The sequence below is a fragment of the Palleronia pontilimi genome, from assembly GCF_016412875.1.
Lineage (GTDB): Bacteria > Pseudomonadota > Alphaproteobacteria > Rhodobacterales > Rhodobacteraceae > Palleronia > Palleronia pontilimi.
This window is the reverse complement of the sequence record NZ_JAEKPD010000008.1, coordinates 85,735-100,989: the sequence shown is the minus strand read 5'-3', so window position 1 is coordinate 100,989 and position 15,255 is coordinate 85,735. Positions and strand designations below refer to the sequence as shown.

General features: G+C 67.2%; 17 protein-coding genes. 9 read left to right on the top strand and 8 right to left on the bottom strand.

What is annotated here, in order from left to right; all coding sequences use genetic code 11:
* Positions 1–93 precede the first annotated feature (93 nt).
* Genes ILP92_RS09345 through ILP92_RS09325 form a run of 5 tightly spaced genes read right to left on the bottom strand, consistent with a single transcriptional unit; the run spans position 94 to position 4,384 of the window.
* The gene (locus ILP92_RS09345; RefSeq protein ID WP_198916118.1) at positions 94–1,122 is read right to left on the bottom strand and encodes an ATP-binding protein; all 1,029 of its coding nucleotides are present in this window, start codon (positions 1,120–1,122) and stop codon (positions 94–96) included.
* Positions 1,123–1,128: 6 nt separating this feature from the next.
* Positions 1,129–2,307, bottom strand: coding sequence for a trans-sulfuration enzyme family protein (locus ILP92_RS09340; RefSeq protein WP_198916117.1), 1,179 nt, complete (start codon positions 2,305–2,307; stop codon positions 1,129–1,131).
* Positions 2,304–2,840 carry a gamma carbonic anhydrase family protein gene (locus tag ILP92_RS09335; protein ID WP_198916116.1) on the bottom strand — a complete coding sequence of 179 codons (537 nt, stop codon included), beginning with the start codon at positions 2,838–2,840 and terminating at the stop codon, positions 2,304–2,306. The genes ILP92_RS09340 and ILP92_RS09335 overlap by 4 nt, the downstream gene beginning before the upstream one ends.
* Positions 2,837–3,487, bottom strand: coding sequence for a guanylate kinase (gene gmk / locus ILP92_RS09330; protein ID WP_198916115.1), 651 nt, complete (start codon positions 3,485–3,487; stop codon positions 2,837–2,839). The genes ILP92_RS09335 and gmk overlap by 4 nt, the downstream gene beginning before the upstream one ends.
* 3 nt (positions 3,488–3,490) lie before the next feature.
* Positions 3,491–4,384, bottom strand: coding sequence for a YicC/YloC family endoribonuclease (locus tag ILP92_RS09325; RefSeq protein ID WP_198916114.1), 894 nt, complete (start codon positions 4,382–4,384; stop codon positions 3,491–3,493).
* A 153-nt stretch (positions 4,385–4,537) separates the two neighbouring features.
* Here ILP92_RS09325 and ILP92_RS09320 point away from each other — a divergent pair, with 153 nt between their 5' ends.
* Positions 4,538–5,227: a PAS domain-containing protein gene (locus ILP92_RS09320; protein WP_198916113.1), complete on the top strand. Its 690-nt coding sequence runs from the start codon at positions 4,538–4,540 to the stop codon at positions 5,225–5,227.
* A 19-nt stretch (positions 5,228–5,246) separates the two neighbouring features.
* On the opposite strand, the gene ILP92_RS09315 is transcribed toward ILP92_RS09320, so the two are convergent.
* Positions 5,247–6,617 carry a class II 3-deoxy-7-phosphoheptulonate synthase gene (locus ILP92_RS09315; protein ID WP_198916112.1) on the bottom strand — a complete coding sequence of 457 codons (1,371 nt, stop codon included), beginning with the start codon at positions 6,615–6,617 and terminating at the stop codon, positions 5,247–5,249.
* Positions 6,618–6,799: 182 nt separating this feature from the next.
* Between ILP92_RS09315 and ILP92_RS09310 the strand changes: the two genes are divergently transcribed.
* The 8 genes from ILP92_RS09310 (at position 6,800) to ILP92_RS09275 (ending at position 14,084) form a co-directional block, all read left to right on the top strand.
* Positions 6,800–7,786: a GlxA family transcriptional regulator gene (locus ILP92_RS09310; protein ID WP_198916111.1), complete on the top strand. Its 987-nt coding sequence runs from the start codon at positions 6,800–6,802 to the stop codon at positions 7,784–7,786.
* 107 nt (positions 7,787–7,893) lie between these two features.
* Positions 7,894–9,090, top strand: a complete 1,197-nt coding sequence (locus ILP92_RS09305; protein WP_198916110.1) for an ABC transporter substrate-binding protein — start codon at positions 7,894–7,896, stop codon at positions 9,088–9,090.
* Between the two features lie 116 nt (positions 9,091–9,206).
* Positions 9,207–9,983 carry an ABC transporter ATP-binding protein gene (locus ILP92_RS09300; protein ID WP_198916109.1) on the top strand — a complete coding sequence of 259 codons (777 nt, stop codon included), beginning with the start codon at positions 9,207–9,209 and terminating at the stop codon, positions 9,981–9,983.
* Entirely contained in the window at positions 9,980–10,693 is a 714-nt protein-coding gene (locus tag ILP92_RS09295) for an ABC transporter ATP-binding protein (RefSeq protein ID WP_198916108.1), read from the top strand. Before ILP92_RS09300 ends, ILP92_RS09295 begins: the two co-directional genes overlap by 4 nt.
* Before the next feature lie 68 nt (positions 10,694–10,761).
* Positions 10,762–11,154 (top strand): hypothetical protein, encoded by a 393-nt coding sequence (locus ILP92_RS09290; RefSeq protein WP_198916107.1) that lies wholly within the window; start codon positions 10,762–10,764, stop codon positions 11,152–11,154.
* Positions 11,154–12,164, top strand: a complete 1,011-nt coding sequence (locus ILP92_RS09285) for a branched-chain amino acid ABC transporter permease (RefSeq protein ID WP_198916278.1) — start codon at positions 11,154–11,156, stop codon at positions 12,162–12,164. Before ILP92_RS09290 ends, ILP92_RS09285 begins: the two co-directional genes overlap by 1 nt.
* Positions 12,161–13,453: a branched-chain amino acid ABC transporter permease gene (locus ILP92_RS09280; RefSeq protein WP_198916106.1), complete on the top strand. Its 1,293-nt coding sequence runs from the start codon at positions 12,161–12,163 to the stop codon at positions 13,451–13,453. Before ILP92_RS09285 ends, ILP92_RS09280 begins: the two co-directional genes overlap by 4 nt.
* A 40-nt stretch (positions 13,454–13,493) precedes the next feature.
* Positions 13,494–14,084, top strand: coding sequence for a nucleotidyltransferase family protein (locus ILP92_RS09275; RefSeq protein WP_198916105.1), 591 nt, complete (start codon positions 13,494–13,496; stop codon positions 14,082–14,084).
* A gap of 55 nt (positions 14,085–14,139) precedes the next feature.
* Here the strand turns inward: ILP92_RS09275 and ILP92_RS09270 are convergent, their stop codons facing one another.
* Positions 14,140–14,571, bottom strand: a complete 432-nt coding sequence (locus ILP92_RS09270) for a hypothetical protein (RefSeq protein ID WP_198916104.1) — start codon at positions 14,569–14,571, stop codon at positions 14,140–14,142.
* Positions 14,572–14,631: 60 nt separating this feature from the next.
* Positions 14,632–15,198 (bottom strand): Hint domain-containing protein, encoded by a 567-nt coding sequence (locus ILP92_RS09265; protein WP_198916103.1) that lies wholly within the window; start codon positions 15,196–15,198, stop codon positions 14,632–14,634.
* Positions 15,199–15,255 lie beyond the last annotated feature (57 nt).

The window sequence follows — 15,255 nt, the reverse complement described above, 5'->3', positions numbered from 1 at the left end:
CCGCGCGTCCTCGGCGGCTGTGACTGCGTAGTTAGGGATCATTGGAAACGCTTCTGTAACAACCGTGTAACGGTTTTATGACAAATGGCCCGCTCAGGCGTTTTTCAACGGCAAAAGAACCGAGAACCGGCTGCCCTGACCGGGTTGGGACGAGATTCGCAGCCGTCCCCGGTGGCGATTCAGGATGTGTTTCACGATCGCAAGCCCCAATCCCGTCCCCCCCACTTCGCGCGAGCGGTGGGTATCGATTCGGTAGAATCGCTCGGTCAGGCGCGGCAGATGCACCGGATCGATGCCGCGTCCGTTATCGGTCACGTCGACGCGCACGCCGGGGCCGCGGAGCACGCGCATCTGCGGATCGCTCGACAGCGTGATCCGCACGGTGCCGCCGCCGTATTTGATCGCGTTCTCGGTCAGATTGACGAAGACCTGGCGCAACTGGTCCCCGTCGCCTGCGACGGCGGCGGCCTCGACGTCGCAGTCGAGCGTGATGGTGGCGCCCGCCTCGTCGGCGATGGTGCGCAGCAGGCCCACCACCTGCTGCAGAAGCCCGACCAGTTCGACGGTCGCCGTGGGGCGCACGCGGGCATCGGCCTCGACCCGGCTGAGCGACAGCAGATCGCTCACCAGCCGGTTCATGCGCTGGGCCTCGCGCGCCATGGTGTCCAGGAAGCGCGCCCGCGCGACGGCATCGTCCTTGGCCGGGCCCTGCAGCGTCTCGATATAGCCGATCAGCGCCGTCAGGGGCGTACGCAGCTCGTGGCTGACATTGGCCACGAAATCGCGGCGCATCTGCCCGACCTCTTGCGCGGCCGTGCGATCCTCGAAGCTCAGCAGCAAGCCCACGCCCACCGGCGCCACGGTGACGTTCCATGTCGTGTCCTGCGCGCCGTCATGGGCAAGGTATTCCACCTGCCGCGCGATGCCGCTGGCGCGCGTGGCCTCGACGGCATCCAGCAGGCCCGGCTGGCGCAGCGCGGTGATGTAGTGCCGTCCTTCCAGCCCCGTTCCCAGCAGGGTCGTGGCGGGCAGGTTCATGCGAAGCACCCGCTCGCTGGGTCCGATCAATACCGCGGGCAGTGGCAGCGCGGCCAGCAGATTGCCCAGCGCCTCGACATCCATCTGACGCTAGTCCCGCGCCGCCGCGCGCACCGCTGCCTCAAATTCCGTGCAGAGCAGATCCGCAGGCTCGACCCCCACCGAGACGCGGAACGAGCCCTCCGACAGCCCCAGGGCGGCGCGACCCTCGGGCGTCAGGCCGCGATGGGACGACGTTGCGGGGTGCGACAGCGTGGTGCCGATATCGCCCAGCGTCGGCGCGAAGGCGATGTTGCGCGCGGCGCGCACCAGCCGGTTGGCGGCATCGCGGCTACCCTCGATCTCGAACGTGACCATGTTGCCGGTACGCGATCCCAGAAGCCCCTGGACCCGGTTGTGGTCGGGGTGGTCGGGGCGGCCCGGATAGATGACGCGCGTCATCCCCGGCAGCCCGTGCAGATGGTCGGCCAGCGCGCGGGCGTTTTCCTCGGCCCGGTCATAGCGCAGCTCGAACGAATAGAGCCCCCGCTCGGCCAGCCAGCAATCGAACGGGCTGGCGGTCAGACCCAGGGTCTGTGCGACCCCCAGCATCGCGTCGTTCAGGTCGGCATCGCGCGCGCCCACATAGCCCAGCGTGGCGTCCGAATGGCCCGCCAGCAGCTTGGTGACCGAATGGATGACGATATCGGCGCCGTGCTCCAAGGGCCGCACCGCGCGCGGCGTCGTGAAGGTGTTGTCCACCGCCAGCACTAGCCCGCGCCGCTTGCACAAAGCCGCGATGCCCTCCAGATCGGCCACGCGCAGGGTCGGGTTCGACACCACTTCGATCAGGATCATCCGCGTCTCGGGGCGGACCGCCGCCTCCATCGCCGCAACGTCCGTGGGGTCGGCCAGCGACGTGGCGATGCCCATGCGCGGCAACTCGGTGGACATCATCCGCAAAGAGCGCCCGTAAAGCTGGTTGCCGCCCAGCAGGTGATCGCCCGCCTTCAGCACGCCCAGCAGCGCGGCGGTCACGGCGGCCATGCCCGATCCGAGCACGATCCCGCCCTGCACCCCTTCCATGCCGTCCAGCTTGGCGGCCAGCACGTCGGCGTTGGGATGCGCTTCGCGCGCATAGGCGTAGCCCTCGGCGCGGCCTTCATACATGTCGTCCAGCGCGTCGGGCGATTCGGAGGCATACACCACCGACGGCTGCAGCGGCGTGCAGACCGGCCAGCTGTCGCTGGCGGGCCAGGGCGTGCGGCGGACCAGGGTCTTGTCGGTCATCGACCATCCCCCAGCGCGGTCAGACCCTTGGCATAGCGGGCGGCGTTCTGCTGGTAGTGCAAAGCCGACGCTTCCAGCCCCGCGATGGCATCGTCATCGAGCTGACGGACCACCTTTCCCGGCGCGCCCATGACCAGCGATCCGTCGGGGATCTCCTTGCCTTCGGTCACCAGCGCCCCGGCCCCGATCAGGCAGTTCCGACCGATCTTGGCGCCATTCAGGATCGTGGCGCCCATGCCGATCAGCGAATTGTCCCCGATCGTGCAGCCATGCAGCATCGCCTTGTGGCCGATCGTGCAGTTCGTGGCGATGGTCAGCGGGAAGCCCATGTCGGTGTGGAGCACGCAGTTTTCCTGCACGTTCGACCCGGCGCCCACGCGGATTTCCTCGTTGTCGCCGCGCAGCGTGGCGCAGAACCAGACCGACGCTTTCGACCCGAGCACCACCTTGCCGATGATGTTGGCGTCGGGCGCGATCCAGACGGTGCCGTCGGGGTCGATCAATGGGGTATTGCCATCCAGGTCGTAGATCATGGGCGGTCCTCGAATTCGGCCTGCAGTTTGCGCACATGCTCGGTCAGCCGGGGCTGCTGCGTGCGGCGCAGACGCGCGGCGGTGATGATGGATTTCAGTTTTTCTTCCGTCGCTTGCAGGTCTTCGTTCACAAGGACGAAATCGTAGCCGTCCCAATGGCTGATCTCGTCCCAGCTTTTCTGCATGCGCCGGTCGATGGTGGCGGCGTCGTCCTGGCCGCGCTCTTCCAGCCTGCGGCGCAGCTCGCGGATCGACGGCGGCAGCAGGAAGATCGACAGGGTGTTGGTATCCAGGGGCGAGTTGCGGATCTGCTGCGCGCCCTGCCAGTCGATGTCGAACAGCACGTCGCGGCCCGCCCCGATGGCCGCTTCCACCGGACCGCGGGGCGAGCCGTAGAAATTGCCGAAGACATGGGCATGCTCGAGCATTGCGCCATCGGTGACCGAACGCTTGAACTCGGGCTCGCTGACGAAGAAGTATTCGCGGCCGTGCTGCTCGCCCTCGCGCGGCTTGCGCGTGGTGGCCGAGATCGAGAACTCGATGCTCGGATCCCAGTCGCGCAGCCGCCGTGCCAGCGTCGACTTGCCCGCCCCCGAAGGCGAGCTGAGGATGATCAGTAGCCCGCGCCGGGCCGTTTTCTCAGCCATGCATCATTCCACGTTCTGGACCTGCTCGCGCATCTGGTCGATGACGGCCTTCAGTTGCAAGCCGGTGGCGGTCAGCGCGGCGTCCTGCGCCTTGGCGCAGAGCGTGTTGGCCTCGCGGTTGAACTCCTGCGTCAGGAAATCGAGCTTGCGGCCCGTGGGCCCGTCGCCCGCCAGGTGATCGCGCGCGGCAGCGACATGGGTCCGCAGACGATCGATTTCCTCGGTCACGTCGGCCTTGACCGCCAGCAACGCGAGCTCTTGCGCCACGCGGTCTGGATCGGCGCCGTCGGTGTTGTCCACGACCCGTGCCAGCGCCGCTTTCAGGGTTTCGCGCACCTGCGGCAGGCGGGCTTCGGCCTGCGCGGCGGCGGTATCGGTCAGGGCCGCCACCTGCGCGACTTGGTCGAGCAGCACGGTCTTCAGGGCCGCGCCCTCGGTCGCGCGCATCGCAAGGAACGCGGGCAGGATCGTCGCCTCGAACTCGGCCAGCAGCGCGGCGCGCAGGGATGCCACCTCGTCCGGGCTCGACTGGCGCGGCCCCTGCCCCGCGCTCAGCTCCAGCACGTCCGCCGCCGAACACGGGGCCAACGACATCCCCTGCGCCGCGGCGCGCCCCTGGACGGCGGCGATCCGCGCCAGTGTCAGGTCGATCGCATCGGCATCCGGCCCGTCCTCGGGGCCCGTGTCCCGGATCAGCCTGAGGCCCAGCGTCACCGATCCCCGGGACAGCCCCTTTTGCAGCAGGGCCCGCAACCCCGGCTCGAGCCCGTCGATCCAGTCCGGGACCCGGATCCGCAGGTCCAGCCCGCGCGCGTTCACGCTGCGCAGATCCCACGTCCAGCTCAAGCCGTCCCGCGCACCGGTTCCCGACGCGAAGGCCGTCATCGAATGGATCATCGGGTGTTAACCTTTTGAACAAAATAAGGCGGAAATCCGGCGCAAGACATTATATGGTCACATTCGGGGGCGGCATTCAGTATCGGACCAGCGTTAGCAGAGCCTTCAGCGCACGACAACGCGGGTCCACCCGGAAAGAGACAGGGGATAGGCATGTTCGGATACACGCCCGACCACGGCAAGGACGACAAGATCGTCGCGCTCAATTCGCGCCGTCCGAAGGCGGACGGCATCGACTGCTTCCACGCGCTGGAAACCTACTGGACCGCGCTTTCGGCGGGCCGCATCATGCCCTACCGCGACGAGGTCGATCCGCGCGGGCTGGAGCAGACGCTGGACCAGACCTTCCTGCTGGAACGCATCGCGCCCGGCATGGCCCGGTTCCGGCTGGCCGGGCAGCAGGTCTCGTCGCTGCTGGGCATGGATCTGCGCGGGATGCCGTTCTCGGCGCTGTTCACGCCCGGCGCGCGGGACGAGCTGAAGGACAGCCTGTCGGCCATCTTCGATGAACCCGCACGGGTCGAGCTGGTCCTGCAGAGCCGTCGCCAGGGCCTGCGCGGCCGACTTGCCGCGCGGATGCTGCTTTTGCCGCTGCGCGACCGCGCGGGCGAGGTCAGCCGCGTCATCGGGTGCATGAGCGCGGGCGGCAAGGACGTGCGCGCCCCGCAGCGCTTCGACCTGGTGGGCCAGGATCGGCGGACGCTGCTGGGCTACGGCTCGCGTCCCGATTTCGGCCCTGCCACGCCCGGGCCGGATTTCACCGCAGCCGATGCCGCGCGCGACCGGCTGCGGGATCGCGACCGGATGCGGGGCAAGCTGACCGTGATTTCCAACGACGCCTGACGGCGCGCGGGCCGCGCTGTCAGCCCGCCGCGCGCTGACGCTCGGCGTCGCCGCGGTTGCGCAGCTCTTCGGCCACCAGGAACGCCAGTTCCAGCGACTGGCTGGCATTCAGACGCGGATCGCAGGCGGTGTGATAGCGGTCCGACAGATCCTCGTCCGTGACGGCACGCACGCCACCGGTGCATTCGGTCACGTCCTTGCCCGTCATCTCGAAATGCACGCCGCCGGGGATGGTGCCTTCGGCATTGTGGACGGCGAAGAACTCCTGCACCTCGCGCAGAACGCTGTCGAAGGGCCGGGTCTTGTAGCCCGACGCCGACTTGATCGTATTGCCGTGCATGGGATCGCAGGACCAGACGACGTTCGCGCCCTCGTCGCGCACCGTCTTGATCAGGCGCGGCAGGTGATCGCCCACGGTGCCCGCGCCGAACCGCGCGATCAGGGTCAGTCGGCCCGGATCGTTGTCGGGGTTCAAGGTCGCCATCAGCTTCTTCAGATCGTCCGCGGTCATGCTGGGTCCGCATTTCAGCCCGATGGGGTTCGACACGCCCCGGCAATATTCCACGTGGGCGCCGTCGGGCTGCCGCGTGCGGTCGCCGATCCAGATCAGGTGCCCCGAGCCCGCGATCGTCTGGCCCGAGGTGCTGTCGACCCGCGTCAGCGCCTCTTCGTATTCCAGCAGCAGCGCTTCGTGCGAGGTATAGAAATCCACGGTCGACAGCTCGGCATTGTTGTCCGAGGTCAGGCCCGCCGCGGTGATGAAATCCAGCGTGTCCTGGATGCGGTTCGCCATGTCGCGGTACTTGCCGGCCTCGTCGTCGTCGGTGAAGCCCAGCGTCCAGGCATGCACGCGGTGCACGTCGGCGAACCCGCCCTTCGAGAACGCGCGCAGCAGGTTCAGCGTGGCGGCCGCCTGGGTATAGGCCTCGAGCATCCGGTTGGGATCGGGGATCCGCGCTTCGGGGGTGAAGTCGAAGCCGTTGATGATGTCGCCGCGATAGCTGGGCAACTCGGTGCCCTGCACCGTTTCGGTGGGCGCGCTGCGCGGCTTGGCGAATTGCCCCGCCATGCGGCCGACCTTCACCGTGGGCACCTTGGCGCCGTAGGTCAGAACCATCGCCATCTGCAGCATCACCTTGAACGTGTCGCGGATCGTGTCGGCGGCGAATTCCGCGAAGGACTCGGCGCAATCGCCGCCTTGCAGCAGGAAGGCCTCGCCGCGCGACACGGCCGCCAGCTCTTCGCGCAGGGTGCGCGCCTCGCCCGCGAAGACCAGCGGCGGGAACTTGGCCAGCCGCGCTTCGACCGCCTGCAGCGCGGCCGCGTCGGTGTAATCGGGCATCTGGATCCGCTCGCGGGTGCGCCAGGACGATTTCTGCCAATCAGCCATGGGATGGCTCCTTCGGAGGTGTTTTGCGTAGAATAGGCTGTATAGGCCGATCCATTTGCCTTGCAAACCGCCAAAACGCATCGCCGCGATCGGGCCCGCGGGTCGGAAATTCTTGCGGGGCAAGGCGATAGGTGTATGGATTCCGGGCAACACTGCATCCAAGGACCGGGGCGCAAGCCGACATGACCCACGCGACCGACGCCACGATCAATCCCGCCACGCGACACGTCGCCTTCACCCTGCTGCCGAATTTCAGCCTGATCAGCTTCGCCGGCGCCATGGAATGTCTGCGCATCGCCAACCGGTTATCGGGAAAGACGCTGTATCGCTGGACGCTGGTGGGCGAAGGCGGCACCCAGATCGCCTGTTCGGCGGGCACGTCCTTCGTGCTCGACTCGGACCTGCCGGATCTGGGGCGCGATTCGATGATCGTGCTGTGCGGCGGCGTGGACATCGGTGCTGCCACCACCCGCAAGCTTTTGAACTGGCTGCGCCGCGAGGCACGGCGCGGCGTTTCGGTCGCGGCGCTGTGCACGGGATCCTTCGCGATGGCGAAGGCCGGTCTTCTGGACGGCAAGCGCGCCACGATCCACTGGGAAAACCAGGACAGCTTTCTCGAAGATTTCCCGGACGTGACCCTGACGCGGTCGGTCTTCACCACCGATGGCAACCGCATGACCACGGCGGGCGGCACGTCGTCGATCGACCTGTTCCTGAAGCTGGTCGCCGATCACCACGGCGAAGACCTGGCAAACGGGGTGGCGGACCAGATGATCTACAGCTCGATCCGCACCGACCAGGACACCCAGCGGCTGAGCGTGCCGACCCGCATCGGGGTGCGCCACCCCAAGCTGGCCCAGGTCATCCAGATCATGGAGGCCAGCATCGAAGACCCGATCAGCCCGGCCACCCTGGCACGCGACGTGGGCATGAGCACCCGGCAGCTGGAACGGCTGTTCCGCCGGTATCTCAGCCGCAGCCCAAAGCGGTATTACATGGAACTGCGCCTCCAGAAGGCGCGCAACCTGCTGATGCAGACCGACATGAGCGTCATCAACGTGGCGCTGGCCTGCGGCTTCACCTCGCCGTCGCATTTCTCGAAATGCTACCGCGCCCATTACGACAAGACGCCCTATCGCGAGCGGGGCAGCCACGCGGCGTCGGCCTGATCGGCAGACCCGACCTTGGGTCACCTGGCCATCGGGACCGATTGCAAAACCACATCAAAACTGCCAATCATCCGCCCGCAAACAAAAAAAGACAGGGAGTCTTTGCAATGAAGAAACTGCTTATGGCCTCGGCCGTAACCGCCGTCGCGGGCACCGCCGCCTTCGGCGCAGCCCATGAGAACGTCATCAAGCTCGGGATCATCCTGGGCTTCACCGGACCCATCGAATCCATCACCCCCAGCATGTCGGAATCGGCTCAATTGGCCGTGTCCGAGATCAACGACGCGGGCGGCATCCTGGACGGCAAGATGATCGAGGCCGTGACCGCCGACAGCACCTGCGTCGACGCCGCCGCCGCCACCGCCGCGGCCGAACGCCTGATCACCTCGGACGGCATTTCCGGCATCATGGGCGCCGATTGCTCGGGCGTGACCGGTGCGATCCTGGCCAACGTGGCCGTGCCCAACGGCATGGTCATGATCTCGCCCTCCGCCACGTCGCCCGGCCTGTCGGAAGCCGAGGATAACGGCCTGTTCTTCCGCACCGCGCCCAGCGACGCGCGCCAGGGCGAAGTGCTGGCCAACATCCTGGACAGCAAGGGTGTCACCGAAGTCGCCGTGACCTACACCAACAACGACTACGGCCAGGGCCTGTCGGACAGCTTCATCGCGGCCTTCGAGGCCAATGGCGGCACCGTGACGCTGAATGCCAGCCACGAGGACGGCAAGGGCGACTATTCGGCCGAAGTCGGCGCGCTGGCCTCGGCCGGTGGCGACGTGCTGGTGGTGCTGGGCTATGCCGACCAGGGCGGCCAGGGCATGATCCGCGGCGCGCTGGACTCCGGCGCGTTCGACACGTTCATGATGGGCGACGGCATGTATTCCGAGGATCTGCTGGCCTCGATCGGGCCGGATCTCAACGGCTCGTACGGCGCCGTGCCGTGGTCGGAAGGCGAAGGCACCGAGGCGTTCGCGGGCCTGGCCGATGCGGCCGGTTTCGATCCCGCGTCGTCCTACACCCGTGAAAGCTATGACGCCGCCGCGCTGATCGCGCTGGCGATGCAGGCCGCCGGTTCGTCCGATCCCAACGAGTACAAGGCGTCGATCCTGGACGTGGCCAACGCACCGGGTGAGCCGATCCTGCCGGGCGATCTGAAGAAGGCGTTCGACATCCTGGCCGAAGGCGGCGACATCGACTACGTGGGCGCCACCAATGTCGAGCTGATCGGGCCGGGCGAAGCCGCCGGAACCTACCTCGAATACACCGTCGAGGACGGCGCGTTCAGCCAGGTGGAAATCCGCTAAGTCCTTCCTGGCAGACAAGGAACAGCCCGGCACGCGAGCGTGCCGGGCTGAACTGCGACAGGGCTTGGCCAAATGCACCGATCGGGACAAATCGGACCCCAGGGGGAGCAGGGAAAATGATCGTCGTTACCGACGTCCATAAGCATTTCGGGGGCTTCCGCGCCGTCGATGGAGCAACCCTGGAAATCAAGGAAGGTTCCATCACGGGATTGATCGGGCCGAACGGCGCCGGCAAGACGACCCTGTTCAACGTGATCGCGGGTGTGCTGCCCCCGACCAGCGGCAAAGTGACCATGGCCGGCGACGATATCACCGGCCTGCCGCCGCACACCCTGTTTCACAAGAGGCTGCTTCGGACGTTCCAGATCGCGCACGAGTTCGGCTCGATGAGCGTGCGCGAGAACCTGATGATGGTGCCGGGCGGGCAATCCGGCGAAGGGCTGATGGCGGCATGGTTCCAGCGCGCGCGCATCGCAGACGAGGAACGCGCGCTTCTGAAGAAGGCCGACGAAGTGCTTGATTTCCTGACCATAGATCACTTGAAGGATGAAAAGGCAGGCAACCTCTCGGGCGGCCAGAAGAAGCTGCTGGAACTGGGCCGCACCATGATGGTGGACGCCAAGATCGTGTTCCTGGACGAGGTCGGCGCGGGCGTGAACCGCACGCTTCTCAACACCATCGGCGACGCGATCCTGCGGCTCAACCGCGAGCGCGGCTACACCTTCTGCATGATCGAGCACGACATGGATTTCATCGGTCGTCTTTGCGATCCGGTCATCGTCATGGCCGAGGGCAAGGTGCTGGCGCAGGGCACCATCGACGAGATCAAGAATAACGATGCCGTGATCGAGGCCTATCTGGGCACCGGTCTGAAGAACGAGGTGCCCGCGTGAGCGCACCCTTCCTGATCGGCGAAGCGATGACCGGCGGCTACGGCAGCGGCGCGGACATCCTGCATGACTGCACGATCGCGGTCGAGGATGGCGAGATCGCGGTGATCGTCGGTCCCAACGGCGCGGGCAAGTCCACCGCCATGAAGGCCGTTTTCGGGATGCTGAACCTGCGATCGGGGTCCGTGCGGCTGGGCGGCGAGGATATCACCGCCCTGAAGCCGCAGGAACGCGTCGCCAAGGGCATGGCCTTCGTGCCGCAGACAAACAACATCTTCACGTCCATGACGGTCGAAGAGAACCTGGAAATGGGCGCGTTCCTGCGCCGTGACGACATCGCCAAGACCATCGAGCAGATCTACGAGCTGTTTCCGATCCTGCGCGACAAGCGGCGGCAGGCGGCGGGCGAGCTGTCGGGCGGCCAGCGCCAGCAGGTGGCCGTGGGCCGCGCGTTGATGACCCGGCCGCGGGTGCTGATGCTGGACGAGCCCACGGCGGGGGTCAGTCCCATCGTCATGGACGAGCTCTTCGACCGGATCATCGAGGTGGCGCGGACCGGCATCTCGATCCTGATGGTCGAGCAGAACGCGCGCCAGGCGCTGGCCATCGCGCACAAGGGATACGTGCTGGTGCAGGGCGCCAATGCCTTCACCGGGACGGGCGCGGAATTGCTGGCTGACGACAATGTGCGCCGGTCGTTTCTGGGGGGCTGAGGGACGGACGCTTGAGGGGACGGGATTTGGATATTTGGAAGAACAAAGATGGGGGTGGCGCGGCGCTTATGCTGGGTGCCGCGCTTTTGGCCGCGGCGACGGACGCCCCCGCGCAAGAGGCCGGTTCGGCCATTACGTTCTCGTGTGCCTTCAAGGTCGAATGCCTCGCACCTGGCGGGTGCAGTGACACGACCTTCGAAGCCCAGCTGGCGGTGGATCCGCGGCTGACCGGATCTGCACCGGATGCGGTGCTGTCGAGCGTGTCCGGCTCGGTCGACCTGACGCTCTACGCGGATGCGTTCGGAGACATGGCGCAGACGGGCGCCACCTTCGCGGGCAAGGGCGCGGGCGCGTTCCACACCATCGCCCGCGAACCGGACGGCGACGCGGTCTACACCGTGACGATGGAGGACGGGCCGCTGGTCATCACCTATCTCGGCCGCTGCGAGGCGCCGGAATGATCGATTTCCTGAACGGGCTGGTCGCGCTGCTGAATTTCGTCGTGATCCCCGCCACCGCCTACGGCGCGCAGCTGGCGCTGGGGGCGCTGGGGGTCACGCTGATCTACGGCATCTTGCGGTTTTCCAACTTCGCCCATGGCGACACCATGGCTTTCGGCGCGATGTCCACGATCCTTGTCACGTGGCTCTTGCAGGGATGGGGCGTGTCGCTGGGCCCCCTGCCCACCGCGCTGCTGGCCCTGCCCTTCGGCATCGCGATCACCGCGCTTCTGGTCCTGGGCACCGACAAGCTGGTCTATCGCTTCTACCGTCGACAGAGGGTCGCGCCGGTGATCCTGGTGATCGTGTCCATGGGCGTGATGTTCGTGACCAATGGCCTGGTGCGCTTCATCATCGGGCCCGACGACCGCAACTTCGCCGATGGCGCCCGCTTCCTGATCTCGGCGCGCGATTTCCGCGAGATCACCGGGCTGGACGAGGGCTTGGCCTTCCGCACCAGCCAGGCGATGACCATCGTCACGGCGGTGATCGTCGTGGCGGCGCTGTTCTGGTTCCTGAACCGCACCCGCACCGGCAAATCCATGCGGGCGTTTTCCGACAACGAGGACCTGGCCCTGCTCTCGGGCATCAATCCCGAGCGTGTCGTCACCATCACCTGGGTCATCGTCGCGGCGCTGGCCGCGGTCGCGGGCGTGCTTTACGGGCTCGACAAGTCGTTCAAGCCGTTCACCTATTTCCAGCTGCTGCTGCCGATCTTCGCGGCGGCCATCGTCGGTGGCCTGGGCTCGCCCATCGGTGCCATCGCGGGCGGATTCGTGGTGGCGTTCTCGGAGGTCACGGTCACCTACGCCTGGAAGAAGGTGCTGGAATACTGGCTGCCCGGACCGCTCGAGCCGGACGGGTTAGTGCAGCTTTTGAGCACCGACTACAAGTTCGCCGTCAGCTTCGCGATCCTGGTGATCGTGCTGCTGTTCCGGCCCACCGGGCTATTCAAGGGGAAATCGGTATGAGAGCCGTCCTGCTGTTCGCCGCCGTGTTCGGCCTGATCGCCCTGACCGGGTTTCTGCAAAGCTGGAACGTCGCTCTGGGGATCATCAATATGGGGCTGATCAGCGCGATCATGGCGCTGGGGGTGAACCTGCAATGGGGCTACGCGGGTCTGTTCAACGTGGGCATCATGGGCTTCGTGGCGCTGGGCGGTCTTGGCGCGGTGCTGATCGGCATGCCGCCCGTGGCCGAGGCCTGGGCGGCGGGCGGCGCACGGGTGATCGGCGGTCTGCTGGTCGGGCTGGGGGTCATCGTGGGCGCGGTCGTGTTGTGGGGCCGCATGGCGCCGGGACGCGCGCGGGCGCTGGCGATGCTGGTGCTGCTGGTCGCCGGGTTCTTCGTGTTCCGCTTCGTCTTCGACGCGGGCGTGACGGCGGTCGAGGCGGTGAACTCGGCCACCCAGGGCTACCTGGGCGGGCTGGGACTGCCGATCCTCATCGCCTGGCCCGTGGGCGGTGCGCTGGCGGCGGCCGCGGCCTGGGCGATCGGCAAGACGGCGCTGGGGCTGCGCAGCGACTACCTGGCCATCGCGACGCTGGGCATCGCCGAGATCGTCATCGCCGTGCTGAAGAACGAGGACTGGCTGGCGCGCGGCGTGAAGAACGTCATCGGCCTGCCCCGCCCCGTCCCCTACGAGGTCGATCTGCAGCAATCCGAGGCCTTTTTGCAGCGCACGGCCGAGATCGGCGCGGACCCGGTGCTGGCGTCGTCCATCGCCGTGAAGCTCGGCTATTCCGCGCTCTTCGCAGTGGTGCTGGTGGTGCTCTTGTGGCTGGCACAGGCTGCCCTGGCGTCGCCCTGGGGCCGGATGATGCGTGCCATTCGCGACAACGAGGTCGCGGCCGAAGCGATGGGCAAGGACGTGAAGGCGCGGCACCTGCAGATCTTCATCCTGGGCTCGGCGATCTGCGGGCTGGCGGGTGCCATGATGACGACGCTGGACGGGCAGTTGACGCCGTCGAGCTACCAGCCCCTGCGCTTCACCTTCCTTGTCTGGGTCATGGTGATCGTCGGCGGCTCGGGCAACAACCTGGGTGCGATCCTGGGTGGTTTCCTGGTCTGGTTCCTGTGGGTGCAGGTCGAGCCGATCGGCATCTGGCTGATGGAGACGCTGAGCGCCGGGCTGTCGGAAGGGTCGGTGCTGCGCGCACGGATGCTCGAGTCGGCCGCGCATATGCGGCTCTTCACCATGGGGATCCTGCTGTTGCTCGTGCTACGCTTCTCGCCGCGGGGGTTGATCCCGGAACGCTAGGTCGGGATCTGAGTATTTGAAGAACAGTGATGGACCAGCCATGGCGCCGCTGCAGATCGCCGTCCTGGCGGCGGGGGCATCGACACGGATGGGGGCCAGCGACAAGCTGGCCGAGACGCTGCAGGGCGTCCCCTTGCTGCGCCTCATGGTCGAGCGGGCCTTGGCAACGGGCCAGCCGGTGCTGGTGACGGTGCCGGGCCCGGGTCCACGCCGCGACATGCTGGAAGGTCTCGATGCGCGGCTGATCGAGGTCGCCGACGCCTCCGACGGCATGGCGGCGTCGTTCCGCAGCATCGGTCCGCAGGCGCGCGGCCAAGCGGTGATGATCGTGCTGGCGGACATGCCCGAGATCGAGACCGGGGATATGCTGGCCCTCATCGACGCGTGGCGGGAACAGCCCGACCGACCGGTGCGCGCGGCGACGGAGGACGGGACGCCGGGTCAGCCGGTCGTGTTCCCCGCGCGGCTGGTGGCGCGCTTCGGCACGCTTGCGGGCGATGCCGGCGCCCGAACCCTGCTCGAAGGCGAGCGGCCGCGACTTGTCCCCCTGCCCGGTCGACGTGCCGTCACCGATCTGGACACGCCCGAAGACTGGGCGGCGTGGCGCGCCGCGACCGGGATCGCGGATTGACAAGGGCCGCGCGACGGATCGTCGGCGGCCCCGTTCCGGTTCTGGATCGCGCGGATCAGTCGATCACGCCTTCCTGGTGCATGGCGCGCGCGTAAAGCCACAAAAGCAGCGCCATGACGCAGGCCCCCGCCATGACGGCAGCGCCCGGCCAGCCTGCGATCTCGGTCAGGGACGGATCCGACACGGTGACGAGCCAGATCGTCACGACCAGCGTCGCGATGAAGCTGATCGACAGGACCAGCGGCGCGAAGTTGGTGCGGAACGCCGCCAGGATCACGCCCAGCAAACCGCTCCAGACCGCGATGGCCCAGCCACCGTCGACCCAGTCCGGCATGCTGTCGATGAAGGTCAGCTGACGCTCGGTCGCCATGGCCAGCCAGAATTCAAGCTCGTACTGGGTGGCGGTGTAGTCGATGACGCCGACCAGGTGCCAGATGAAGGCGACGGTCAGAACGGGCCAGAAGTGCCAGGGCGTGTCGTAATACATGGGGAAGCTCCGTGTGCGGTTCGGGGCAATCTGCCCCGGCGCGCGCGGAAGGTCCAGTGCTCAGGCGCCCGCGACCAGCTGCGCCTCGAAACGCTTCAGCACCCGGCGCGCGGGCGCGCCATGGCCGTGGGCCACGCGGCGCGTCTCGGCGCTTTCGGTCCAGCAGCCATCGCAGAGCATGACTTCGTGGAAATCCAGCACGATCGACAGAAAACCGCCCTCGGGCGCGTCGCTCCAGGCGAAGCCGGGCTGGCCGACCATGTCGCGCGCCGCGACCAGCACTTCCGTGTCGTCGAGCAAAAGGTTGGCGCGCTCGGAACAGATCAGCAGCCGGTGGTCCGGCGACACGACCATGTCCTGTTGCGGCAACCCGTGACCCAGCGCGCCCGCTTCGATGCAGACCGCGGATCTCGCGCCCATCTTGGCCCCCATCCGCTCGATCCGGCGGATCGGCTGGGCGCCGTTGTCTCGAGTGAAAACCTTGTCGCCCACCGCCAGATCGGCCGCCTTGCGCTCGCCCGTCATCGTGGCGACCAAAGTGGAGCCCGCGATGCCCGTCGCGCGCGTCAGCTCACCGGCGAAAGCCGTGGTGTCGGCAGCTTGCGGGGCGATCTGGGACAGGGGCATCAATGTCTTCCTTTCGGGGTCGGGACCGAAGCATCCCGCAAGGTCCGTCGAATTTTC